Raw genomic sequence first — 21,953 nt, 5'->3', positions numbered from 1 at the left:
GTGGACCTGATTTTCAAGGCGGCGCTGGGTGCAGCCGTGGTGGTCATCCTGGCGATGCTGGCCAAGACCCGGAATTACTACATCGCCGGGCTGGTGCCGCTGTTTCCCACCTTCGCCCTGATTGCCCACTACATAGTTGGCAAAGGCCGCTCGGTGGACGATCTGAAGACCACCATCGTGTTTGGCATGTGGTCGATCATTCCGTACTTCGTCTATCTCGCAACGCTGTACGTCATGGTCGACCGCCTGCGCCTCGAAGCCTCATTGGCCGTGGCAGCCGTCGCCTGGCTGATGGCAGCGACGGTGCTGGTCACCGTTTGGGTGCGGGTGCACGGCTGATCCCTGTAAAAACCTACGGCTCAATAGCCGACGGTAAATCGCGTCCGCGAAAACTGCGGCGTTTCCACTTCATCGATCATCGCAATGGCGTAGTCGGCAAAGCTGATCCAGCTACGCCCGTCGGCGTCGAACAGCAGATGATCCTTGCCGACACGGAACTGGCCCGTGCGCTCGGTTTCCACGAACTCCGCCGAAGGCGAGAGGAAGGTCCAGTCCAGGTCCTGTTCCTTGCGCAGCACATCCAGGAACAAGGCACCGGCGCTGGCTTCGGCCAGGTACTCCTCCGGGAAGCCGTCGCTGTCGATCACCCGGCTGTTATCCGGCAGCAGCAACGAACCGGCCCCGCCGACCACCAGCAAGCGCTTGACCCCGGCGGCTTTCACCGGTGCGATGACCTTGTCGGCCGGCACGCTGGCAAAGTGCGTGGCACTGATCACCACGTCATGCCCGTCGATCGCGGCGATCAGCGCCTCGCTGTCCAATACGTCCAACTGTTTGCTGACCACCCCGGCCCTTTCGCCGATTTTCGCGGTGTTGCGGGCAATGGCCGTCACGCTGTGACCGCGGCGCAAGGCCTCTTCCAACAGTTGGCTACCCGCACGCCCGGTGGCGCCGATGATTGCGATTTTGCTCATGGTGTCTCTCCAGTGATTAGCGATGTTGAAATACATGCTCTTGTGGCGAGGGGATTTATCCCCGCTGGACTGCGAAGCAGTCCCCTAAATGCATCACATGCCACAGGCCTGATATAACTTGGTCAGCCTTCTTAGGACCGCTTCGCGGCCCAGCGGGGATAAATCCCCTCGCCACAACGGTGCTCCGATCACAGATCGGTATTCACCACTTCATCTCGCCCTTCGCCACCTTGGCACTGAGCTCCAGGGAGTTGTCTTCACCCAGGTCCGGATAGCGTAGTTTCATGGCATGGATCAGCGCGGCGGAATCCTTGGCCTTGGCGGCCTCCTCGTCGAAGGCCTTGATGTAATCGGCGGTGAATTTCACCGGGACCAGGGAGCGGGCGCTTTCGCCCAGGTAATGGCCGGGGATGACAGTGGCCGGTTGCAGCTTTTCGATAGTGTCCAGCGTCGCCAGCCAATCCTTGTGAGACTGCGGCGTCTGGGTATCGGCCATCCACACATGAATGTTCTCGGCCACCACGACACCGCCCACCACGGCCTTGATCGATGGAATCCACACGAAACTGCGGTCCGGCTGCGGACCATCGAGGCCGACGACCTGCAAGCGCTGGCCTTCCAGGGTCAGGCTGTCGCCCTTGAGCACCTGGGGCACGATGGCCTTGGCCGGCGCATCGGTTTTCAGGATCGGCCCCCAGTATTTCAGTTTGCCGTCCATGGTGTGCTTGATGTGTTCGACGGTCGGCGCCGACGCCAGCACCTTGGCCTCAGGGAACGCGGCGGTGAGGGTCTCCAGACCAAAATAGTAGTCTGGATCGCCATGGCTGATGTAGATCGTGGTCAATCGCTTGCCACTGGCGCGGATTTTTTCCACCACCTCGGCGGCCTGAGACATGCCGAATTGGGCGTCCACCAGAATCGCCTCTTTTTCACCGCTGACTAACACCGAAGTCACCGGGAAAACCGCCGCCGCGCCAGGGTTGTAGACGTCGAGCGTCAAGCCGGCGGCCCAGCTCTGGGCCGTGAAAGCCAGGGCGGCAGTTGCCAGCAGCAGGCGTTTGAGTGGGATAAAGCCGGTCATGTGTGCTCCGTTGTCGAAAAACCCGCCAGGGGAATGAGACGGAGCTTAGTTACCTGACTCGTTTCAAAAAATGCGATGCTGGAACATAGTTTGTTTCTGAAATCGGGCAAATCATGGATCGTCTACAAGCAATGCGGGTGTTCGTCACGGTGGTCGACCTGGGCAGCCAATCGGCGGCGGCCGAGCATCTGGACCTGTCGCGGCCGGTGGTATCGCGCTACCTGGCGGAGCTGGAAGATTGGGTCGGCGCCCGGCTGATGCACCGCACCACCCGCAAGCTGAGCCTGACGGCCGCAGGCTCCGAGATCCTACCGCGCTGCCGGCAGATGCTGGAGCTGTCCGGCGACATGCAAGCCGCCGTCGGCACCCCGGACGGCGCGCCACGGGGCCTGTTGCGCATCAGCGCCAGCACCTCGTTCGGCCAGGCCCAACTGGCGAGCGCCATGGCCGAGTACGTCAAGCGCTACCCAGGGGTGAGCATCGACCTGCAGATGCTCGACCGCACCGTGAACCTGGTGGACGAGCGCATCGACCTGGCGATCCGCATGAGCAACGACCTGGACCCGAACCTGATCGCCCGCCGCCTGACGGTCTGCCGCTCGGTGATCTGCGCCTCGCCGCGGTATCTGCACGAGCATTCGACACCGCTGCGCGTGGAAGACCTGAGCCGGCACAACTGCCTGACCCACTCCTACGTCGGCAAGAGCCTGTGGCATTTCGAGCAGGACGGCGAGCAGGTCTCGGTGCCAGTGCAAGGCAACATCAGCGCCAACGAAGCCAGCACATTGCTTCAAGCCACGATAGCCGGCGCAGGCGTGGCGATGCTGCCCAGCTACCAGGCCGGCGCCCACATCAAGCGCGGCGAATTGATCCGCCTACTGCCCCATGCCGAACCGCGCCGGATGAACATGTACGCGGTGTATGCCTCACGCAAGCACATGCCCTCGGCGCTGCGCAGCCTGCTGGATTTTCTGGTGCTGAAGTTTCCCGAGACGCCGGAGTGGGATGTGGGGTTGTAGCCAGTATTGGCCTCACCGAGCCCCCCTGTGGGAGCGGGCTTGCTCGCGAAGACGTAGTGTCAGCAAAGCAGATGTCGATTGATACACCGCTTTCGCGAGCAAGCCCGCTCCCACAGGAGTTCGATGTATTTCTCAAGCCTTGCACCAGGATTTCACCAACAGCCCGCCCCAAGGCATACTGGCCACCCTCCGCAACCCAGAACCCAAAACCGCCCCATGCGTATCCACGTCAGTTTCATCGACCGCGTCGGCATCACCCAGGAAGTCCTGGCCTTGCTCGGTGGGCGCAATCTCAATCTGGATGCGGTGGAGATGGTGCCCCCCAACGTCTACATCGACGCGCCGACCCTCAGCCCGCAAGTGCTCGACGAGCTGCGCGAGGCGTTGTTCAGCGTGCGCGGCGTGCAGGCGGTCACTGTGGTGGACATCTTGCCGGGCCAGCGTCGGCACTTGCAGCTCGATGCCTTGCTCGCCGCCATGACCGACCCCGTGCTGGCCCTGGACAGCGTTGGCAAGGTGTTGCTGGCCAATCCGGCGCTGATCGCCCTGTATGGTCGTGAACCGGCCGGGGAAAGCGTGGCCGAGCTGTTCAGTGACGAGGCATTGCTCGGCGCCCTGCTGGAAAATGGTTTCCGCCTGCCCTTACGGGAGGTCACCCTCAACGGCCAGACCTTGCTGCTGGACGCCACCCCCATCACCGACGCCGGCGCGCTGCTGACGCTCTATCAGCCCAATCGCATCGGCGAGCGTCTGTCAGCACTGCACCACGACCACGCCGAAGGTTTCGACGCACTGTTGGGCGAATCCCCGGCGATCCGCACCCTCAAGGCCCGGGCCCAGCGGGTCGCGGCCCTGGATGCACCGCTGCTGATCCAGGGCGAAACCGGCACCGGCAAGGAACTGGTGGCCCGGGCCTGTCACGCCATCAGCGCCCGTCACAGTGCGCCGTTCCTGGCCCTGAACTGCGCCGCGCTGCCGGAGAACCTGGCGGAAAGCGAGCTGTTCGGCTACGCCCCCGGCGCCTTCACCGGGGCGCAACGGGGCGGCAAGCCAGGGCTGATGGAGTTGGCGAACCAGGGCACGGTATTCCTCGATGAAATCGGCGAGATGTCGCCGTACCTGCAAGCCAAGCTCCTGCGTTTCTTGAACGATGGCAGCTTCCGCCGGGTCGGCGGCGACCGGGAAGTCAAGGTCAACGTGCGGATCCTCAGCGCCACCCACCGCAACCTGGAGAAAATGGTCAGCGAAGGCTCGTTCCGCGAAGACCTGTTCTATCGCCTGAACGTGCTCAACGTCGAGGTCCCGCCCCTGCGTGAGCGTGGCCAGGACATTCTGCTGCTGGCGCGCTACTTCATGCAGCAGGCCTGCGCGCAGATCCAGCGCCCGGTCTGCCGCCTGGCTCCCGGTACTTATCCGGCGCTGCTGGGCAACCGCTGGCCGGGCAACGTGCGGCAATTGCAGAACGTGATCTTCCGCGCCGCCGCCATCTGCGAAAGCAGCCTGGTGGACATCGGCGACCTGGACATCGCCGGCACCTCCGTGGCGCGCCAGGGCGATGTGGAAGTCGAAAGCCTGGAACAGGCCGTGGAAACCTTCGAGAAGCACCTGCTCGAAAGCCTCTACGCCAACTACCCCTCCACCCGCCAGCTCGCCAGCCGCCTGCAAACCTCCCACACCGCGATTGCCCATCGGTTGCGCAAGTATGGGATTTCCAACAAACCATAGCCTTGCTCGGTCCCCTGTGGGAGCGGGCTTGCTCGCGAAAGCAGTGTGTCAGTCAACATCTAATTAGCTGGCAAACCGTCTTCGCGAGCAAGCCCGCTCCCACAGGGGGGGGTCTGCGTCGTGGTCAAAATCGCGTCAAAAACGACCTCCACCTGTACTGAAAGCGCTACAGCGGAACGATATCGCTACACCTTGCGCTAACCTGCACCGTGCAAGGCTTTGATCCCACAACGATTTTTTCCAGGCCCACAGCTGTAGCGATTTCGCTACAGACAAGTCAATCCAAGACTCGCCAAAACCATTCAAGCCATTGATACATAAGATATTAATAACATTGGCCGCATTCTTGCTATGGATATAACCATTCGGCCGAGCCAAGCCTCGCGCCTTTCTTCGCGTCCACCAGACGAATCTGGCCCCAGGAGTTTCCATGAGCGAGTTGCGTTTCACTGAAGATCACGAATGGCTGCGCACCGAAGCCGACGGCAGCGTCACCGTAGGCATTACCGCTTTCGCGCAGAACGCATTAGGCGACGTGGTTTTTGTGCAACTGCCTGAATTGCAGGCCTATGACAAAGGCGCCGAGGCCTCTACCGTGGAATCGGTCAAGGCCGCCAGCGGTGTGTATATGCCCCTGGACGGTGAAGTGCTCGAAGTGAACGACAAACTCGACGCCAGCCCGGAACTGGTCAACGAAGATCCGCTGGGCGAAGGCTGGTTCTTCCGCTTTAAACCGACTGACGCCGATGCAGTGGCTAAGCTGTTGGATCAAGACGCCTACGATCGCCTGATCAAAGCCAACGCCGAAGCCTGAGGAGCGCACCATGACCGTTAATCTCGGCACCGCCAACGAATTCATCGCCCGCCACATCGGCCCGCGTTCCAGCGACGAGCAAGCCATGCTCGAACGCCTGGGTTACGACTCCCTGGAAGCGTTGAGCGCCAGCGTCATCCCGGAAAGCATCAAGGGCACCAGCGTGCTGGACATGGGCGACGGCCAGAGCGAAGCCGACGCACTGGCCTCGATCAAGGCCATCGCCGCCAAGAACCAACTGTTCAAGACCTACATCGGCCAGGGCTACTACAACTGCCACACGCCGGCACCGATCCTGCGCAACCTGCTGGAAAACCCGGCCTGGTACACCGCCTACACCCCGTATCAGCCAGAGATCTCCCAGGGCCGTCTCGAAGCGCTGCTGAACTTCCAGACCCTGATCAGCGACCTCACGGGCCTGCCGATCGCTAACGCCTCGTTGCTCGACGAAGCCACCGCCGCCGCCGAAGCCATGACCTTCTGCAAGCGCCTGAGCAAGAACAAGGGCAGCAAGGCCTTCTTCGCCTCCGTGCACAGCCACCCGCAAACCCTCGACGTGCTGCGCACCCGTGCCGAGCCCCTGGGCATCGACGTGGTGGTGGGCGATGAGCGCGAACTGAGCGACGTCAGCGGTTTCTTTGGCGCGCTGCTGCAATACCCCGCCAGCAACGGCGACCTGTTCGACTACCGCGAACTGACCGAACGCTTCCACGCCGCCAACGCCCTGGTGGCCGTTGCCGCGGACCTGCTGGCCCTGACGCTGTTGACCCCACCGGGTGAATTCGGTGCCGACGTCGCCATCGGCAGCGCCCAGCGCTTCGGCGTACCGCTGGGCTTCGGCGGCCCACACGCGGCGTACTTCTCCACCAAGGATGCCTTCAAGCGCGACATGCCGGGCCGCCTGGTCGGTGTTTCCGTGGACCGTTTCGGCAAGCCGGCCCTGCGCCTGGCAATGCAGACCCGCGAGCAACACATCCGCCGCGAGAAAGCCACGAGCAACATCTGCACGGCCCAGGTGCTGCTGGCCAACATCGCCAGCATGTACGCCGTGTACCACGGCCCCAAGGGCCTGGTGCAAATTGCCAATCGCATCCATCACCTGACCGCGATCCTCGCCAAGGGCCTGGGCGCGCTGGGCCTGAGCGTCGAGCAAGAGAGCTTCTTCGACACCCTGACCCTGCACACCGGCGCGCAAACCGCCGCCCTGCACGACAAGGCCCGCGCCCAACGCATCAACCTGCGTGTGGTGGACACGCAACGCCTGGGCCTGTCCCTGGACGAGACCACCAGCCAAGCTGACGTCGAAGCACTGTGGAGCCTGTTGGCCGACGGCAAGGCCCTTCCGGACTTCGCGGCACTGGCCGCCACCGTGCAAAGCCGCATCCCGGCCGAGCTGGTGCGCCAATCGGCGATCCTCAGCCACCCGGTGTTCAACCGCTACCACTCCGAAACCGAGCTGATGCGCTACCTGCGCAAGCTCGCCGACAAGGACCTGGCCCTGGATCGCACCATGATCCCGCTGGGTTCCTGCACCATGAAACTCAACGCCGCCAGCGAAATGATCCCGGTGACCTGGGCCGAGTTCGGCGCCCTGCACCCGTTCGCCCCGGCCGAGCAAAGCGCTGGCTACCAGCAACTGACCGACGAGCTGGAAGCCATGCTTTGCGCCGCCACCGGCTATGACGCGGTGTCGCTGCAACCCAACGCCGGTTCCCAAGGCGAGTACGCCGGCCTGCTGGCGATCCGCGCCTATCACCAGAGCCGTGGCGAAGACCGTCGCGACATCTGCCTGATCCCGTCCTCGGCCCACGGCACCAACCCGGCCACCGCCAACATGGCCGGCATGCGCGTGGTCGTGACCGCCTGCGATGCCCGTGGCAACGTCGACATCGAAGACCTGCGGGCCAAGGCCATCGAGCACCGCGAACACCTCGCCGCGCTGATGATCACCTACCCGTCCACCCACGGCGTATTCGAAGAAGGCATCCGCGAAATCTGCGGCATCATTCATGACAACGGCGGCCAGGTGTACATCGACGGCGCCAACATGAACGCCATGGTCGGCCTCTGCGCCCCGGGCAAGTTCGGCGGCGACGTGTCGCACCTGAACCTGCACAAGACCTTCTGCATTCCTCATGGCGGTGGCGGCCCGGGCGTCGGCCCGATTGGCGTCAAGTCGCACCTGGCACCGTTCCTGCCGGGCCACGCCAACATGGCACGCAAGGAAGGCGCGGTGTGCGCGGCGCCGTTCGGCAGCGCGAGCATCCTGCCGATCACCTGGATGTACATCCGCATGATGGGCGGCGCAGGCCTCAAGCGCGCCTCGCAACTGGCGATCCTCAACGCCAACTACATCGCCCGTCGCCTGGAAGAGCACTACCCAGTGCTCTACTCCGGCAGCAACGGCCTGGTGGCCCACGAGTGCATTCTCGATTTGCGTCCGCTCAAGGACAGCAGTGGCATCAGTGTCGATGACGTGGCCAAGCGCCTGATCGACTTCGGTTTCCACGCGCCGACCATGTCGTTCCCGGTGGCCGGCACGTTGATGATCGAACCGACCGAAAGCGAATCCAAGGAAGAACTGGACCGTTTCTGCGACGCCATGATCTGCATCCGCGAAGAAATCCGCGCGGTGGAAAACGGCAGCCTGGACAAAGACGACAACCCGCTGAAGAACGCCCCGCACACCGCGGCGGAGCTCGTCGGCGAGTGGACTCACTCCTACAGCCGCGAACAGGCGGTGTACCCGGTGGCGTCGTTGATCGATGGCAAGTACTGGCCGCCGGTGGGCCGGGTCGACAACGTGTTCGGCGACCGCAACCTGGTCTGCGCCTGCCCGTCGATCGAAAGCTACGCTTGACCTGTGAGGGGAGAAGGACCTTCTCCCCTCACAATCACCGCATTTCCCCTTGTGGGAGCGGGCTTGCTCGCGAAGGCGTAGTGTCAGCCAATCAAATGTTGACTGACACTACGCCTTCGCGAGCAAGCCCGCTCCCACAGGAGATCTACACCAATATCTTCAACCGTCGATCCTCATAAAAAGAAACCGGAGAAACACCATGTCGTTAAGCGTGTTCGACCTGTTCAAGATCGGTATCGGTCCTTCCAGCTCCCATACCGTCGGCCCGATGCGTGCCGCTGCCCGTTTCGCCGAGGGGCTGCGCCGTGACGACCTGCTTGAAAGCATTACCAGCGTCAAGGTCGAGCTCTACGGCTCCCTCGGTGCCACCGGCAAGGGCCACGGCAGTGACAAGGCCGTGCTGCTGGGCCTGGAGGGCGAGCATCCCGACACCGTGGACACCGAAACGGTGAACGCCCGGCTCCAGGAGATCCGCAGCAACGGTCGCCTGAACCTGCTCGGCCAACACGCCATCGAATTCAACGAAAAACTGCACCTGGCCATGATTCGCAAGCCGCTGGCCTTTCACCCCAACGGCATGATCTTCCGCGCCTTCGATGCCGCCGGGCTGCAAGTGCGCAGCCGCGAGTACTACTCGGTCGGTGGCGGCTTTGTCGTGGATGAAGACGCCGCCGGCGCCGACCGCATCGTCGAAGACGCCACGCCCCTGACCTTCCCGTTCAAGAGCGCCAAGGACCTGCTGGGCCATTGCACCACCTATGGCCTGTCCATCAGCCAGGTGATGCTGACCAACGAAAGCGCCTGGCGCCCCGAAGCCGAGACCCGCGCCGGCCTGCTGAAGATATGGCAGGTGATGCAGGATTGCGTGGCGGCCGGCTGCCGCAACGAAGGGATTCTGCCGGGCGGGCTGAAGGTCAAGCGCCGGGCCGCGGCGTTGCACCGCCAGCTGTGCAAGAACCCGGAGGCCGCCCTGCGCGACCCGCTGTCGGTGCTCGACTGGGTCAACCTGTACGCCTTGGCGGTCAACGAAGAAAACGCCTACGGCGGGCGCGTCGTCACCGCCCCGACCAACGGGGCGGCGGGCATCGTCCCGGCCGTGCTGCATTACTACATGCGCTTCATCCCTGGGGCCAGCGAGGATGGCGTGGTGCGGTTCCTGCTGACGGCCGCCGCCATCGGCATCCTGTACAAGGAAAACGCCTCCATCTCCGGCGCCGAAGTCGGTTGCCAGGGTGAAGTCGGCGTGGCCTGTTCCATGGCCGCCGGCGCCTTGTGCGAAGTGCTCGGCGGCAGCGTGCAGCAAGTGGAAAACGCCGCCGAGATCGGCATGGAACACAACCTCGGCCTGACCTGCGACCCGATCGGCGGGCTGGTGCAGGTGCCGTGCATCGAACGCAACGCCATGGGCTCGGTGAAAGCCATCAACGCGGTGCGCATGGCCATGCGCGGCGATGGGCATCACTTCGTCTCCCTCGACAAAGTCATCCGCACCATGCGCCAGACCGGCGCCGACATGAAAAGCAAATACAAGGAGACCGCCCGCGGCGGTCTGGCGGTCAACATCATCGAATGCTGACGCGCGCCATTCTCATTTTCCAGGAGCTGATATGTCCACCGAACAACTGTTGAAAACCCCGCTGCACGCCCTGCACCTCGAACTCGGCGCCCGCATGGTGCCGTTCGCCGGCTACGACATGCCGGTGCAGTACCCACTGGGCGTGATGAAGGAACACCAGCACACCCGCGATCAGGCCGGGCTGTTCGACGTGTCCCACATGGGCCAGATCCGCCTGAGCGGCGCAGGCGCCGCCAAGGCCCTGGAAACCCTGGTGCCGGTGGACATCATCGACCTGCCGGTGGGCATGCAGCGCTACGCCATGTTCACCAACGCGAACGGCGGCATCCTTGACGACCTGATGGTCGCCAACCTGGGCAATGACGAACTGTTCCTGGTGGTCAACGCCGCCTGCAAGGAACAGGACCTGGCCCACCTGCGTGCGCACATTGGCGATCAGTGCACTATCGAGCCGCTGTTCGAGGCCCGCGCCCTGCTCGCCCTGCAAGGCCCGGCCGCCGTCACCGTGCTCGCCCGCCTGGCGCCGGACGTGGCGAAAATGACCTTCATGCAGTTCCAGCGCGTCACGCTGTTGGGCGTGGATTGCTTTGTCAGCCGTTCGGGCTACACCGGTGAAGACGGTTTCGAAATCTCCGTCCCCGCCGCCGACACGGAAAAACTCGCCCGCGCCTTGCTGGCCGAGCCGGAAGTCGCGGCCATCGGCCTCGGTGCCCGTGACTCCCTGCGCCTGGAAGCCGGCCTGTGCCTGTATGGCCACGACATGAACACCGAAACGACGCCGATCGAAGCCAGCCTGCTGTGGGCCATTTCCAAAGTGCGCCGTGCCGATGGCGCCCGCGCCGGTGGTTTCCCCGGCGCGGAGAGCGTGTTCGCCCAACAACAGGGCGGCGTGAAGCGCAAACGCGTCGGCCTGCTGCCCCAGGAACGCACACCCGTGCGTGAAGGCGCGGAGATCGTCAACGAAGCCGGCGAGCCCATCGGCTCTGTGTGCAGCGGCGGTTTCGGCCCGACCTTGGGCGCTCCGTTGGCGATGGGTTACCTGGACAGCGCCTATGTGGCACTGGATACGCCGGTCTGGGCCATCGTGCGTGGGAAAAAGGTGCCTTTGCTTGTAAGCAAAATGCCATTCGTCCCACAGCGCTACTACCGCGGCTGATTGGTTGTTTCTATAAGTAACGCGGTTGCGTTATACGTGCACTAATGTGTCACGCAACCGCCATAAAAAGGTGCATATCTTTAGACATTCAACCGACCTTATAACGGTCGTAAACAATTGAACTAGCCTATCGAATAAGCCCTGCTCCGCAAGCGGCGTAAATGCGGACAAGCTGAGCAAATACGGGCCTCCCGGGGGGGTTGTTTTTTTATTCGAAGTTGGCGTAGAGTTTGGTCACTGTGTTTGCATGGGTCGCTTGGAATCGTGACCTGGGCAGTAGCTTATGAAGTTCGCTACATCCCGTTCGACGTCTCTTACTTTCCTGCAACCCAGCCCAGTACTCTTTCATGCGAAAGAGGCTGTCATCAATTTTAGCGTCAAAGGAAATAAGAAAATGTCTCAACGTCAGAGCGGTACCGTCAAGTGGTTCAACGACGAAAAGGGTTTTGGTTTTATCACGCCTGAAAGCGGTCCGGACCTGTTCGTGCATTTCCGCGCCATCCAGGGCAACGGCTTCAAGAGCCTGAAAGAAGGCCAGAAAGTCACTTTCGTTGCCGTGCAAGGCCAGAAAGGCATGCAGGCTGACGAGGTTCAAGCCGAGGCCTGAGGCTTTCGCACACTAAAAAGCCCCTGATTGATATCAGGGGCTTTTTTATGGGCGTAAATCCGTAAAATGGCTTCTTTTTTCAGCCGAGGCCGTCATGCCGAAACACCTGCTCACGCCCCAGGGCGACTTCCCCCCCGCCGGCCTGGGTCGTCGCCTGGCGGCGATGTTTTATGACTTTTTGCTGTGCACAGCGCTACTGATTGTCACCAGCGGTGCCTACAAGATGATCCAGATGGCGATCATTGGCGAAGAAAAAATGCGCGCCCTGACCGAAGCCGGTGCGCTGGACGGCGACCCACTGCTGTCCACCGTGTTGCTGTTCGTGCTGTTCGGCTTCTTCGCCAAGTTCTGGACCCACAACGGCCAGACCCTGGGCATGCAGGTGTGGTGCATCCGCGTACAGAACGCCGATGGCACGGCCATCAGCCTGTGGCAGGCGCTGTTGCGGTTCGTGGTGTCGATCGCGTCACTGCTGCTGGTGGGGTTGGGTTTCATCTGGGCGCTGTTCGACAAGCGCCAGCGCAGCTGGCATGACATCTACTCGGAAACGCAGCTGGTGCGGATTCCCAAGAAGACCAAGTAAAAAACACCACATCAGCGGATTGAAATACATTGTGGCGAGGGGATTTATCCCCGCTGGGGCGCGAAGCGGCCCTAAAACCTGACACCGTGCAATGTCAGGAAAAACAGAGGGGGCTGCTTCGCAGCCCAACGGGGATAAATCCCCTCACCACAGATAAATCCCCTCGCCACAAAAAAGCCTCGCAAGTCTCAATATCTTCTGTCTCAAGCATTCCCCGCCAGCTTCATCCGCGCCGCCTGGGTGAAGTCCAGCATGCGCTTGAGCGGGCGAATGGCCTGGGGGATCAGCGCCGGGTCGACGAAGATCTCGTTGGCACCTTCCTGCAAGCTCTTGAGCGTGCGCTCCAGGGTGTTCATGGCCATCCATGGGCAGTGTGCGCAACTGCGGCACGCCGCGCCGTTACCGGCGGTAGGGGCTTCGATGAAGACCTTGTCCGGGCACAGCTGCTGCATCTTGTAGAAAATGCCCCGGTCGGTGGCGACGATCAGCGTCTTGTTCGGCAGGGTCTGGGCCGCGGCGATCAACTGGCTGGTGGAGCCCACGGCATCCGCCAGCTCGATCACCGACGTCGGCGACTCCGGGTGCACCAGGATCGCGGCGTCCGGGTACAGCGCCTTCATGTCCTCCAACTGCTTGGACTTGAACTCTTCGTGGACGATGCAGGCACCGTCCCAGAGCAGCATGTCGGCGCCGGTCTTGCGCTGGATGTAAGTGCCCAGGTGCTTGTCCGGCCCCCAGATGATCGTCTCGCCGTTGTCCATCAGGCTCTCGACGATTTCCAGGGCGCAACTGGACGTCACCACCCAGTCGGCCCGGGCCTTGACCGCCGCCGAGGTGTTGGCATACACCACCACGGTGCGCTCCGGATGCTGGTCGCAGAACGCCGAGAACTCGTCCACCGGGCAACCCAGGTCCAGGGAGCAGGTGGCCTCCAGGGTGGGCATCAGCACGCGTTTCTCGGGGTTGAGAATCTTGGCCGTCTCGCCCATGAACTTGACCCCGGCCACCACCACGGTCTTGGCCGGGTGGGCATTGCCGAAGCGGGCCATTTCCAAGGAGTCGGACACGCAACCACCGGTCTCTTCGGCCAGGGCCTGGATGATCGGGTCACAGTAGAAGTGCGCGACCAGTACCGCGTCCTGAGCCTTGAGCTCGGCGGCGATGGCGGCGCGGTACCAGGCTTCTTGCTCGGCGGTCAGCGGCTTGGGCTGCTTGGCGTCGAGGTGGGCCTGGACCAGAAGGCGTTCGGAAATTTGCGTCATGTTCGCAAGACCTGCAAGCGCGTTTAGCGCGAAAGTCGAGTATACACCCGGCTCCGGACCACTCGGGTACCGCCGGGAAAGTGGGTATCAATCAGGCACGGGACAGCGTGAAGCCGGCAAGGCTACAGAATATCCCGCCGATGCAAAAGATCATTCTGACCTGTGCCCCGCCAGGCGACTTCGCGCCCCGCCAAACTGACTGAAATGTAATCACTCGCCTCGTCCGCCTGTGTCATCTTTCGCTCAAACCTGCACAGGGAGACCACCTCCCATGCACGCAGCGAATCGACTGACGGACTCTCATCGCATGCAAACAAAAACTTCCCGGCGAACCTTCGTAAAGGGCCTGACTGCCGGCGGCATCCTCGGCGGCCTGGGTTTGTGGCGCGCGCCCGTCTGGGCAGTCACCGGCCCGGGCCAGCCCAACGTGCTGAGCGGCACCGAATTCGACCTGTTCATTGGCGAAAGCCCGGTCAATTTCACCGGCAACCCCCGCACCGCCCAGACCATCAACGGCGGCATCCCCGGCCCGCTGCTGCGCTGGCGTGAAGGCGACACCGTGACCCTGCGGGTGCGCAATCGCTTGCAGGACACCACCTCCATCCACTGGCACGGCATCCTGCTGCCGGCCAACATGGACGGCGTTCCGGGGTTGAGTTTCAAAGGCATCGAGCCCGGCGGCCTGTACGTGTATCAATTCAAGGTCCGACAGAACGGCACTTACTGGTACCACAGCCACTCCGGTTTCCAGGAACAGTCCGGGGTCTATGGTCCGCTGGTGATTGACGCCAGGGAGCCCGAGCCCTTCCAGTACGAACGGGACTATGTGGTGATGCTCACCGACTGGACCGATGAAGACCCCGCCAACATCCTGCGCAAGCTCAAGAAGCAATCGGACTACTACAACTACAACAAACGCACCGTCGGCGACTTCATCGACGACGTGGGCAAGAACGGCTGGGCCAACACCGTGGCCGACCGCAAGATGTGGGCCGAGATGAAGATGAACCCCACAGACCTGGCCGACGTCAGTGGTGCCACCTATACCTACCTCATGAACGGCCAGGCGCCGGACATGAACTGGACCGGCCTGTTCAAGCCTGGCGAGCGCCTTCGCCTGCGCTTTATCAACGGCTCGTCCATGAGCTATTTCGACGTGCGCATTCCCGGCTTGAAGATGACCGTGGTGGCGTCCGACGGCCAATACGTCAAACCGGTAAGTGTCGATGAGTTCCGGATCGCCGTGGCCGAAACCTATGACGTCATCGTCGAACCCACCCAAGAGGCCTACACCCTGTTCGCCCAGTCCATGGACCGCACCGGGTATGCCCGCGGCACCCTCGCGACCAGGGCCGGATTGTCGGCACCGGTGCCGCCCTTGGACCCTCGGCCCTTGGTGACCATGGACGACATGGGCATGGGTGGCATGGACCACGGCGGCATGGGGCAAATGAACGGCATGGACCACGGCTCGATGCAGGGCATGGCGGGAATGGACGACAGCTCGATGCAAGGCATGGATCACAGCCAGATGCAGGGCATGGGCGACATGGCCGGCATGGATCACGGTGCCATGCAGGGCATGGACAACATGCTCGCGCACCCCGACACCGAGAAAGACAATCCCCTGGTGGACATGCAGGCCATGAGCGTCAAGCCCAAGCTCGATGACCCAGGCATGGGGCTGCGGGACAACGGCCGCAAAGTGCTGACCTACTCCGACCTGCGCAGCACCTTTCCCGACCCCGACGGCCGCGAGCCGGGCCGCACGATCGAGCTGCACCTGACCGGGCACATGGAGAAATTCGTCTGGTCGTTCAACGGCGTGAAGTTCGCCGACGCCGCGCCGCTGCTGCTCAAGTACGGCGAGCGACTGCGCATCGTGCTGATCAACGACACCATGATGACCCATCCCATCCACCTGCACGGCATGTGGAGCGACCTGGAGGATGAGAACGGCCAGTTCATGGTCCGCAAGCACACCATCGACGTGCCACCGGGTGCCAGGCGCAGCTACCGGGTCACCGCCGATGCCCTCGGGCGCTGGGCGTATCACTGCCATCTGCTGTTTCACATGGAGATGGGCATGTTCCGTGAAGTTCGGGTGCAGGAATGAGGAGCCGACCATGACCACTGTTTTTCAATACTCCACGGCACTCATTGCCAGCCTGGCCCTCGGGACCATCACCTCGACCTGGGCAACCAGCAACGACATGCCCGGCATGGATCACAGCCAGATGCCGGGAATGGACCACGGCCAGATGCAAGGCATGGACTCAATGCAGGGCATGGAACCCATGCAATCAGCGCCGACCAGCAGCCGCACACCGATCCCGGCACTGACTGCCGCCGACCGCGCCGCCGTCTACGAGGATCATGGCGGACATGCGGTGCATGACAGCGCCATCAACTCGTTTTTCCTCATTGACCAACTGGAATGGCAGGACGCCGATGACGGCAGCGCCCTGAGCTGGGATGCATCGGGCTGGATCGGCGGCGACATCGACCGTTTGTGGCTGCGCTCCGAAGGTGAACGCCTCAACGGCAAGACCGAAGAAGCCGAATTGCAGGCCCTGTGGGGCCACGCCGTCAGCCCCTGGTGGGACCTGGTGGCCGGCGTGCGCCAGGACTTCAAGCCAGGCGATCCGCAAACCTGGGCCGCCTTCGGCGTGCAAGGCATGGCGCTCTACAACTTCGAAGCCGAGGCCACCGCATTCATCGGCGAAGGTGGCCAGAGCGCGGCGCGCCTGGAGGGCGACTATGACATCTTGCTGACCAACCGCCTGATCCTGCAGCCCACCGCCGAAGCCAACTTCTATGGCAAGAACGATCCCACCCGTGGCGTCGGCTCGGGGCTGTCGGACACCGAACTCGGCCTGCGGCTGCGCTACGAAATTCGCCGCGAATTCGCACCCTACATTGGCGTCACCTGGAATCGGGTCTACGGCAACACCGCCGACTACGCCCGGGAAGAAGGCGAAGACCGCAGCGAGGCGCGCCTGGTGCTGGGCCTGCGCCTGTGGTTCTGACCTGTTTCACTAAAACTAAAACCAAGCTGTAGGAGTCCTTGCATGTCATTTATCAAAACCGCCGTCGCCTTGTCCGCCGGCCTGTTGCTCAGTGGCCTGGCCCAGGCCCATCCGAAACTGCTGTCCTCCTCCCCGGCCGAAGGCGCCGAAGGGGCGGCGCCGGCGAAGATCGAGCTGCACTTTTCCGAGAACCTGATGACCCAGTTTTCCGGCGCCAAACTGATGATGACCGCGATGCCGGGCATGGCGGCGCATTCGCCGATGCCCATGCCGGCCAAGGTGTCCGGCAGCGATGATCCGAAAACCATGGTCATCACGCCGAATGCCCCGCTTACCACCGGCACTTACCAGGTCCAGTGGCGCGCGGTGTCGTCCGACACTCATCCGATCACCGGCAACGTCACGTTCAAGGTGAAGTGAGTTGATGAGCGACTCGATCAACATCGCGCTGCGCTTTGCGTTGTACCTGGATTTGATGTTGCTGTTCGGCCTGGCTGCGTTTGGCCTCTATAGCCTGCGAGGCCAGGAGCGGGTCTCGGGCGAGCAGTTGCCTTTCGCGCCGCTGCTGCTGGCCACGGCGGTGCTGGGAGGCTTGCTTTCCCTGGCGGCCATGGCGTGCATGGCCTGGGCCATGAGCGGTGTTTCGGCGTGGGCCGAACTGTGGCCGCACCTTGAGATGATGGTTGTGCAAACCGATGTCGGCTTGAGTTGGACGGTGCGCATGGCGGCGCTGCTGCTGGCTGGTTTCGCCGTGACGCTCAATCACCGTTGGCCGAGCGCCAGCCTCGGCCTGGCCACGCTGGCCGGGGCCGTAGCGCTGGCGACACTGGCTTGGGCAGGTCACGGCGCCATGGACGAAGGCAGCCGTCGCAACTGGCACTTCATCACCGACTTCCTGCACCTGTGGGCGGCAGGTGGCTGGGTCGGAGCCTTGGCCGCGTTTGCCCTGCTGCTTCACCAGGCCGAACCCGCGTTGGCGGTGCTGGCCCGGACATTGACCGGATTCGAAACCGCCGGGGCGGTGATCGTGCTGGTCATCAGCGTGACAGGGGTGGTGAACTATCTGTTTATCGTCGGCCCGAGTGTCGAAGGGCTGCTGGACAGCACCTATGGTCAGTTGCTGGCGCTCAAACTCATCTTGTTCGCGGCCATGCTGGTGTTCGCCGCGCTGAATCGTTTTCACCTGAGCCCGCTGCTGGAACAGGCCCGACAGAGCGGCGAGCATGGGGTTGCGGTGAAGGCCCTGCGGCGCAGCATGGTCCTGGAGTTCGCCGTGGCGGTGGTCATCCTGGGGTTGGTGGCCTGGCTGGGCACGCTGAGCCCGGTGATGGAATAAGGGGTAGTGAACTACATTGTGGCGAGGGGATTTATCCCCGCTGGGTTGCAAAGCAACCCCCAAGCCTGAGCGCTCGGTGTGTCAGGCAAGTGCGTCCATACTTTTCAGGTCTGCTTCGCAGCCCAGCGGGGATAAATCCCCTCGCCACAAAAACTCTGATCCCTTCACTGATTACCATTACCTGCAGCATTTAATTTTTCAATACCCCCCGCCAGTTTTCAGTTTGCCCATAACAGGCCATCCCAGCCTAAATGATGCTTTGTTTTAACCAAGGCTCTGTTATGGAAAACGTTCGAACCTCAAGCACCCACGCCGTCTGGCTGATGGTCAGCATCGTGCTGGTGGCGCTTAACCTGCGGCCCTCGATGGCCGCGGTCGGGCCGTTGCTGTCAGCCATTCGCGGCGAGGTCCCCCTGAGCTTCAGCACGGCCTCGCTGCTGACCATGTTGCCGGTCATGGCCATGGGCCTGGCGATGTTCCTGGGCATGCGCATCGCCCTGCGCATCGGTGAGCACCGCACCATTGTCCTGTCGCTGTTGATCATCGGTATCGCCACCGCATCGCGCTTGTACCTGGACAGCGCCGCGGAGCTGATCGTCAGCGCGGTGCTGGCCGGACTCGGCATCGCCCTGATCCAGGCGGTGATGCCAGCACTGATCAAGTCGCGCTACGCCGACAACGTCTCGCTGTTCATGGGCCTGTATGTCACGTCGATCATGGGCGGCGCGGCGCTTGCCGCGTCGTTTTCGCCGTTTGTCCTGGCACAGACCGGCAGCTGGCGCATCGGCCTGGCGATCTGGGCGCTGTTGGCGTTGGTCGCCCTGGGTTGCTGGTACGCCCAGCGCTCAGCCGTGACCCCGTTACCCGCAGCCCCTGCCCAGCAGCAAGAGTCATTCTTCAGCAATTCCCGGGCTTGGTTGCTGGCGATTTTCTTCGGCCTGGGCACCGCCTCCTACACCTGTGTACTGGCCTGGCTGGCCCCGTACTACGTGGAAAAGGGCTGGAGTGAACAACACGCGGGCCTGCTGCTGGGGTTCCTCACGGCCATGGAAGTGCTGTCCGGCCTCGTCACCCCGGCGATTGCCAACCGCAGCCAGGATAAACGCGTGGTCCTCGCCGTGTTGCTGGTGCTGATCATGGGCGGCTTCTGCGGCCTGATCCTCAGCCCGGAACGCTTCAGCCTGTTGTGGCCTTGCCTGCTGGGCCTGGGCATCGGTGGCCTGTTCCCGATGAGCTTGATCGTGTCCCTCGACCACTTGGACAACCCGCGACGGGCCGGTGGCCTGACCGCGTTCGTGCAAGGCATCGGCTACCTGATCGCCGGGCTCTCGCCCTTGATTGCCGGGATGATCCGCGATCAGTTGGGCAGCTTCGAATGGGCCTGGTGGTCGCTCACCGTCGTCATGGCGTTGATGCTCCTGATGGTCCTGCGCTTCAATCCCAAGCAATACGCGCGGCATATCAGCTAGTCGTCAAAGACCGGCCACTCGCGCCCGGGGCTGCATTCGATGCAGCCCCGGTTTTGACAGTTCACCCATGACGGCAGACCGTTTTGCCCATCATGACGTTCCGATCCGCACACAGGAATAAGACCTTGATGAAAAACGTCGGTTTTGCCGCCGCTCACTGGGGCATGCTCATTTGGGCAATGCTGATCGCCTCGTCGTTCTTTGCCGCGGCCCAGGTCAGCCAGACGATCGACCCGATCCTGCTCACAGGCCTGCGGCTGCTGTTTTCCGCACTGATGTTCCTGCCGCTGCTGCTCCTGAAAAACACCTCGCCCATTTCCATCCGGGGCCTGCTGGCCCACGCCGTGCTCGGCCTGCTGTTGGCGACTTACTTTGGTTCGTTGTTCGAAGCGCTGCGCTACACCTCGGCGGTCAACACCGCGACGCTGTACACGCTGGTGCCCTTGATGACCTTGTTTTTCGAGGTATTCCTGCTGCCCAGTCCCAGCCTCAAGACCCGCCTGCTGCCCATGTTGGTGGCGGCAGTCGGCGCCGTGTTGCTGACGCTCAAGGGCTCGGCCCCGGGGCAAATGCCGGCGCTCTATCCAGTGCTGGTGTTCGGTGCCGGTTGCCTGGCGATGGCGTTGTATTCGCCGCTGAGCCAACGCTTCAAGGCAACAGCGTTGCAGGGCCGCGATCCGGTGGCGATGACGTTCTGGAACATGCTGTTCGGTTCGCTGTTCCTACTGGTGTTCTGCCTGATCAGTGGCGGATGGCGCAGCGGCCTGCAGTTGTCGACGCTGGACATCGGCTGGCTGGTGTACCTGGCCTTGTTCGGCACCCTCGCCACGTTCTGGTTGCTGCACCGGGCAATCGGGGTGATCTCGCCCTCCACGGTGATTTCCTACGTTTACCTCAACACCCTGTTCGTCACCCTGCTGAATTGGTTCTGGCTCAGGCAGCAACCGATGATGATCGAGATCATCGGCGCTGCGCTGGTGGGAGGCGGCATGCTGGCACTGGTGGTCAGCAGCCGTAACGCCAGAACCGTTACGGCTTGAGCCCCTCAGTACGTCGATACCGGGCGGGGCGAAACCGGGCTCCAGCGCTCCAGTTCCCGCTCAAGGAAAGCGGCCACCGCCAACAACCGTTCCTCTTGCCAGTGAGGCCCGACAATCTGAATGCCGATGGGCATCCCGGTGGCCGGGTCGACGCCGGCGCGGATCACCACCGCGGGTGAGCCGCTGAGACTGAACGGGAACACGAAGGCATACTGATCGCGGTCCTCCAGGGACGCCCCATGACGGAACGCGACATCCGGGAAGACCGGACAGATGAACAGATCGTGCTGCTTGAAGAACTTCGCCAACTGATAGCGGAAGGTATCGATCATGATCCAGTCGCGCTTGACTTCATCCACGCTCAATTCCACGGCCTCGCTCATGTCCAGCAACTGAGCGATCGCCGGGGTAAAGCTGCGTTTGTTCATGGACTCGAACAAACGCCGCCAGCCGCGTCCGGCGTCGGCGCCCGTGATGAACACCCGCCACAGGACATCGCAGGCTTCATCGAGCATCGGCGGCGCGACCTCGCTCACCTGCGTCACCACAGAGCTCAAGCACCGCTCGACCTGCTGCAACACCTGGCTCACCGCCGCGCTGACGGGGGTTCGGCTCGACGCCGAGAACAGCGCGATACGCAGGTCGGCCAGGGGCTCGCTGGCAGCGAACGGCACATCGACGGTGTCTGGGTCATGGCCGTCGGCACCGCTGATCAGCGGCCCGAGCAGCGCCAGGTCATCGACATAGCGCCCCATCACGCCAAAGGCCGAGGTCAGGTGAAACAGCCCGGAACGGTCATTGGGGAACTGGCCGGTCAAAGGCACCCGTCCCTGGGTCAGTTTCAGGCCGCAGATGCCATTGAAGTGCGCCGGGATCCGCACACTGCCGCAGGCATCGGACGCCAGCCCCGCGGGCGAACACCCGGCGGCGATGGCGGCCGCTTCACCGCCACTGCTGCCGCCCGCCGAGCGCAGCAGATCGTGGGGGTTGAGGGTGCGCCCGTAGATCAGGTTCTCGGTCTCGAAAGCCATGCACAGTTCCGGCACATTACTGATGCCCAGAATGATCGCGCCGGCCTGCCGAAGTCGGGCGACCGCCGTCGCATCTTCCTGGCTGACATCCCCCATCAGCTCCCCCACGCCGCGGGACATCTTGAATCCGCGAACATGGAGGACGTCTTTGACAGTGATGGGGATGCCATGCAGCGGACCGCTGATCTGGCCGATGCGCGCCATCTCGTCCGCCTCTCGGGCCTGGCGCCGCAGTTCCTCGACCGGCGCCAGTTGGATCAATGCATTGATCTGCCGGTTACGCTCGGCGATACGTTGCAGGTAAAACTCCAGCAACGTCACGCTGCTCAGCACGCCACGGCGCAGCAGGCCGGCCATTTCCCGCAACGTCAGCGTGTCGGGGTTGAACATA

General features: G+C 62.8%; 19 protein-coding genes. 15 read left to right on the top strand and 4 right to left on the bottom strand.

Going from position 1 to position 21,953, the window contains the following annotated elements; all coding sequences use genetic code 11:
* Positions 1-9 precede the first annotated feature (9 nt).
* Positions 10-339, top strand: coding sequence for a GlpM family protein (locus BLP82_RS07735; protein WP_170842284.1), 330 nt, complete (start codon positions 10-12; stop codon positions 337-339).
* A gap of 20 nt (positions 340-359) precedes the next feature.
* Here BLP82_RS07735 and BLP82_RS07730 read toward each other — a convergent pair whose 3' ends face one another.
* Together BLP82_RS07730 and BLP82_RS07725 are read right to left on the bottom strand one after the other, a co-directional pair.
* Positions 360-974, bottom strand: coding sequence for an NAD(P)-dependent oxidoreductase (locus tag BLP82_RS07730; RefSeq protein WP_092166454.1), 615 nt, complete (start codon positions 972-974; stop codon positions 360-362).
* Between the two features lie 202 nt (positions 975-1,176).
* Positions 1,177-2,055 (bottom strand): MBL fold metallo-hydrolase, encoded by an 879-nt coding sequence (locus tag BLP82_RS07725; protein ID WP_092166450.1) that lies wholly within the window; start codon positions 2,053-2,055, stop codon positions 1,177-1,179.
* A gap of 113 nt (positions 2,056-2,168) precedes the next feature.
* Between BLP82_RS07725 and BLP82_RS07720 the strand changes: the two genes are divergently transcribed.
* The 8 genes from BLP82_RS07720 (at position 2,169) to BLP82_RS07685 (ending at position 12,395) form a co-directional block, all read left to right on the top strand.
* A complete protein-coding gene (locus BLP82_RS07720; RefSeq protein WP_092166449.1) occupies positions 2,169-3,074 on the top strand; it encodes a LysR family transcriptional regulator in 906 nt (301 codons plus the stop codon).
* A gap of 216 nt (positions 3,075-3,290) precedes the next feature.
* Positions 3,291-4,799, top strand: a complete 1,509-nt coding sequence (locus tag BLP82_RS07715) for a sigma-54-dependent transcriptional regulator (RefSeq protein ID WP_092166448.1) — start codon at positions 3,291-3,293, stop codon at positions 4,797-4,799.
* 430 nt (positions 4,800-5,229) lie between these two features.
* Positions 5,230-5,613: a glycine cleavage system protein GcvH gene (gcvH, locus tag BLP82_RS07710; protein WP_060740920.1), complete on the top strand. Its 384-nt coding sequence runs from the start codon at positions 5,230-5,232 to the stop codon at positions 5,611-5,613.
* 10 nt (positions 5,614-5,623) lie between these two features.
* Positions 5,624-8,473: an aminomethyl-transferring glycine dehydrogenase gene (gcvP, locus tag BLP82_RS07705; protein WP_092166447.1), complete on the top strand. Its 2,850-nt coding sequence runs from the start codon at positions 5,624-5,626 to the stop codon at positions 8,471-8,473.
* A 199-nt stretch (positions 8,474-8,672) separates the two neighbouring features.
* Positions 8,673-10,049: an L-serine ammonia-lyase gene (locus BLP82_RS07700; protein WP_092166446.1), complete on the top strand. Its 1,377-nt coding sequence runs from the start codon at positions 8,673-8,675 to the stop codon at positions 10,047-10,049.
* A 31-nt stretch (positions 10,050-10,080) separates the two neighbouring features.
* A complete protein-coding gene (gene gcvT / locus BLP82_RS07695) occupies positions 10,081-11,205 on the top strand; it encodes a glycine cleavage system aminomethyltransferase GcvT (protein WP_092166445.1) in 1,125 nt (374 codons plus the stop codon).
* Positions 11,206-11,599: 394 nt separating this feature from the next.
* Entirely contained in the window at positions 11,600-11,812 is a 213-nt protein-coding gene (locus tag BLP82_RS07690) for a cold-shock protein (RefSeq protein ID WP_003175786.1), read from the top strand.
* 94 nt (positions 11,813-11,906) lie between these two features.
* Positions 11,907-12,395 (top strand): RDD family protein, encoded by a 489-nt coding sequence (locus BLP82_RS07685; RefSeq protein ID WP_060740916.1) that lies wholly within the window; start codon positions 11,907-11,909, stop codon positions 12,393-12,395.
* A gap of 203 nt (positions 12,396-12,598) precedes the next feature.
* Here the strand turns inward: BLP82_RS07685 and nadA are convergent, their stop codons facing one another.
* Positions 12,599-13,657, bottom strand: coding sequence for a quinolinate synthase NadA (nadA, locus tag BLP82_RS07680; RefSeq protein WP_003205010.1), 1,059 nt, complete (start codon positions 13,655-13,657; stop codon positions 12,599-12,601).
* A 307-nt stretch (positions 13,658-13,964) separates the two neighbouring features.
* Here nadA and BLP82_RS07675 point away from each other — a divergent pair, with 307 nt between their 5' ends.
* From BLP82_RS07675 to BLP82_RS07650, 6 genes are all read left to right on the top strand, one after another.
* Positions 13,965-15,773, top strand: coding sequence for a copper resistance system multicopper oxidase (locus tag BLP82_RS07675; RefSeq protein ID WP_092166444.1), 1,809 nt, complete (start codon positions 13,965-13,967; stop codon positions 15,771-15,773).
* Positions 15,774-15,783: 10 nt separating this feature from the next.
* Positions 15,784-16,686: a copper resistance protein B gene (locus BLP82_RS07670; RefSeq protein ID WP_092166437.1), complete on the top strand. Its 903-nt coding sequence runs from the start codon at positions 15,784-15,786 to the stop codon at positions 16,684-16,686.
* A 42-nt stretch (positions 16,687-16,728) separates the two neighbouring features.
* The gene (gene copC / locus BLP82_RS07665) at positions 16,729-17,106 is read left to right on the top strand and encodes a copper homeostasis periplasmic binding protein CopC (protein ID WP_092166436.1); all 378 of its coding nucleotides are present in this window, start codon (positions 16,729-16,731) and stop codon (positions 17,104-17,106) included.
* A gap of 4 nt (positions 17,107-17,110) precedes the next feature.
* Complete coding sequence (gene copD, locus BLP82_RS07660; protein ID WP_092166434.1) at positions 17,111-18,022, top strand: copper homeostasis membrane protein CopD; 912 nt, start codon at positions 17,111-17,113, stop codon at positions 18,020-18,022.
* 281 nt (positions 18,023-18,303) lie between these two features.
* Entirely contained in the window at positions 18,304-19,491 is a 1,188-nt protein-coding gene (locus tag BLP82_RS07655) for a cyanate transporter (protein ID WP_092166433.1), read from the top strand.
* A 128-nt stretch (positions 19,492-19,619) separates the two neighbouring features.
* Positions 19,620-20,531 (top strand): DMT family transporter, encoded by a 912-nt coding sequence (locus tag BLP82_RS07650; RefSeq protein WP_060740910.1) that lies wholly within the window; start codon positions 19,620-19,622, stop codon positions 20,529-20,531.
* A gap of 5 nt (positions 20,532-20,536) precedes the next feature.
* Here BLP82_RS07650 and BLP82_RS07645 read toward each other — a convergent pair whose 3' ends face one another.
* Positions 20,537-21,952, bottom strand: a complete 1,416-nt coding sequence (locus BLP82_RS07645) for an amidase (protein ID WP_092166432.1) — start codon at positions 21,950-21,952, stop codon at positions 20,537-20,539.
* Position 21,953: the final 1 nt, after the last annotated feature.

This window comes from Pseudomonas sp. NFACC37-1 (genome assembly GCF_900101575.1).
Classification (GTDB): domain Bacteria; phylum Pseudomonadota; class Gammaproteobacteria; order Pseudomonadales; family Pseudomonadaceae; genus Aquipseudomonas; species Aquipseudomonas fluorescens_AA.
Note: the sequence above shows the minus strand (reverse complement) of the source record. Positions and strands in the feature narration are given on the sequence as shown.

Excerpts from the sequence above, each read along its gene's own strand:
- BLP82_RS07730 (WP_092166454.1), bottom strand. The coding sequence starts at position 974 with ATGAGCAAAATCGCAATCATCGGCGCCACCGGGCGTGCGGGTAGCCAA.
- BLP82_RS07725 (WP_092166450.1), bottom strand. The coding sequence starts at position 2,055 with ATGACCGGCTTTATCCCACTCAAACGCCTGCTGCTGGCAACTGCCGCC.
- BLP82_RS07720 (WP_092166449.1), top strand. The coding sequence starts at position 2,169 with ATGGATCGTCTACAAGCAATGCGGGTGTTCGTCACGGTGGTCGACCTG.
- BLP82_RS07715 (WP_092166448.1), top strand. The coding sequence starts at position 3,291 with ATGCGTATCCACGTCAGTTTCATCGACCGCGTCGGCATCACCCAGGAA.
- gcvH (WP_060740920.1), top strand. The coding sequence starts at position 5,230 with ATGAGCGAGTTGCGTTTCACTGAAGATCACGAATGGCTGCGCACCGAA.
- gcvP (WP_092166447.1), top strand. The coding sequence starts at position 5,624 with ATGACCGTTAATCTCGGCACCGCCAACGAATTCATCGCCCGCCACATC.
- BLP82_RS07700 (WP_092166446.1), top strand. The coding sequence starts at position 8,673 with ATGTCGTTAAGCGTGTTCGACCTGTTCAAGATCGGTATCGGTCCTTCC.
- gcvT (WP_092166445.1), top strand. The coding sequence starts at position 10,081 with ATGTCCACCGAACAACTGTTGAAAACCCCGCTGCACGCCCTGCACCTC.
- BLP82_RS07690 (WP_003175786.1), top strand. The coding sequence starts at position 11,600 with ATGTCTCAACGTCAGAGCGGTACCGTCAAGTGGTTCAACGACGAAAAG.
- BLP82_RS07685 (WP_060740916.1), top strand. The coding sequence starts at position 11,907 with ATGCCGAAACACCTGCTCACGCCCCAGGGCGACTTCCCCCCCGCCGGC.
- nadA (WP_003205010.1), bottom strand. The coding sequence starts at position 13,657 with ATGACGCAAATTTCCGAACGCCTTCTGGTCCAGGCCCACCTCGACGCC.
- BLP82_RS07675 (WP_092166444.1), top strand. The coding sequence starts at position 13,965 with ATGCAAACAAAAACTTCCCGGCGAACCTTCGTAAAGGGCCTGACTGCC.
- BLP82_RS07670 (WP_092166437.1), top strand. The coding sequence starts at position 15,784 with ATGACCACTGTTTTTCAATACTCCACGGCACTCATTGCCAGCCTGGCC.
- copC (WP_092166436.1), top strand. The coding sequence starts at position 16,729 with ATGTCATTTATCAAAACCGCCGTCGCCTTGTCCGCCGGCCTGTTGCTC.
- copD (WP_092166434.1), top strand. The coding sequence starts at position 17,111 with ATGAGCGACTCGATCAACATCGCGCTGCGCTTTGCGTTGTACCTGGAT.
- BLP82_RS07655 (WP_092166433.1), top strand. The coding sequence starts at position 18,304 with ATGGAAAACGTTCGAACCTCAAGCACCCACGCCGTCTGGCTGATGGTC.
- BLP82_RS07650 (WP_060740910.1), top strand. The coding sequence starts at position 19,620 with ATGAAAAACGTCGGTTTTGCCGCCGCTCACTGGGGCATGCTCATTTGG.
- BLP82_RS07645 (WP_092166432.1), bottom strand. The coding sequence starts at position 21,952 with ATGTTCAACCCCGACACGCTGACGTTGCGGGAAATGGCCGGCCTGCTG.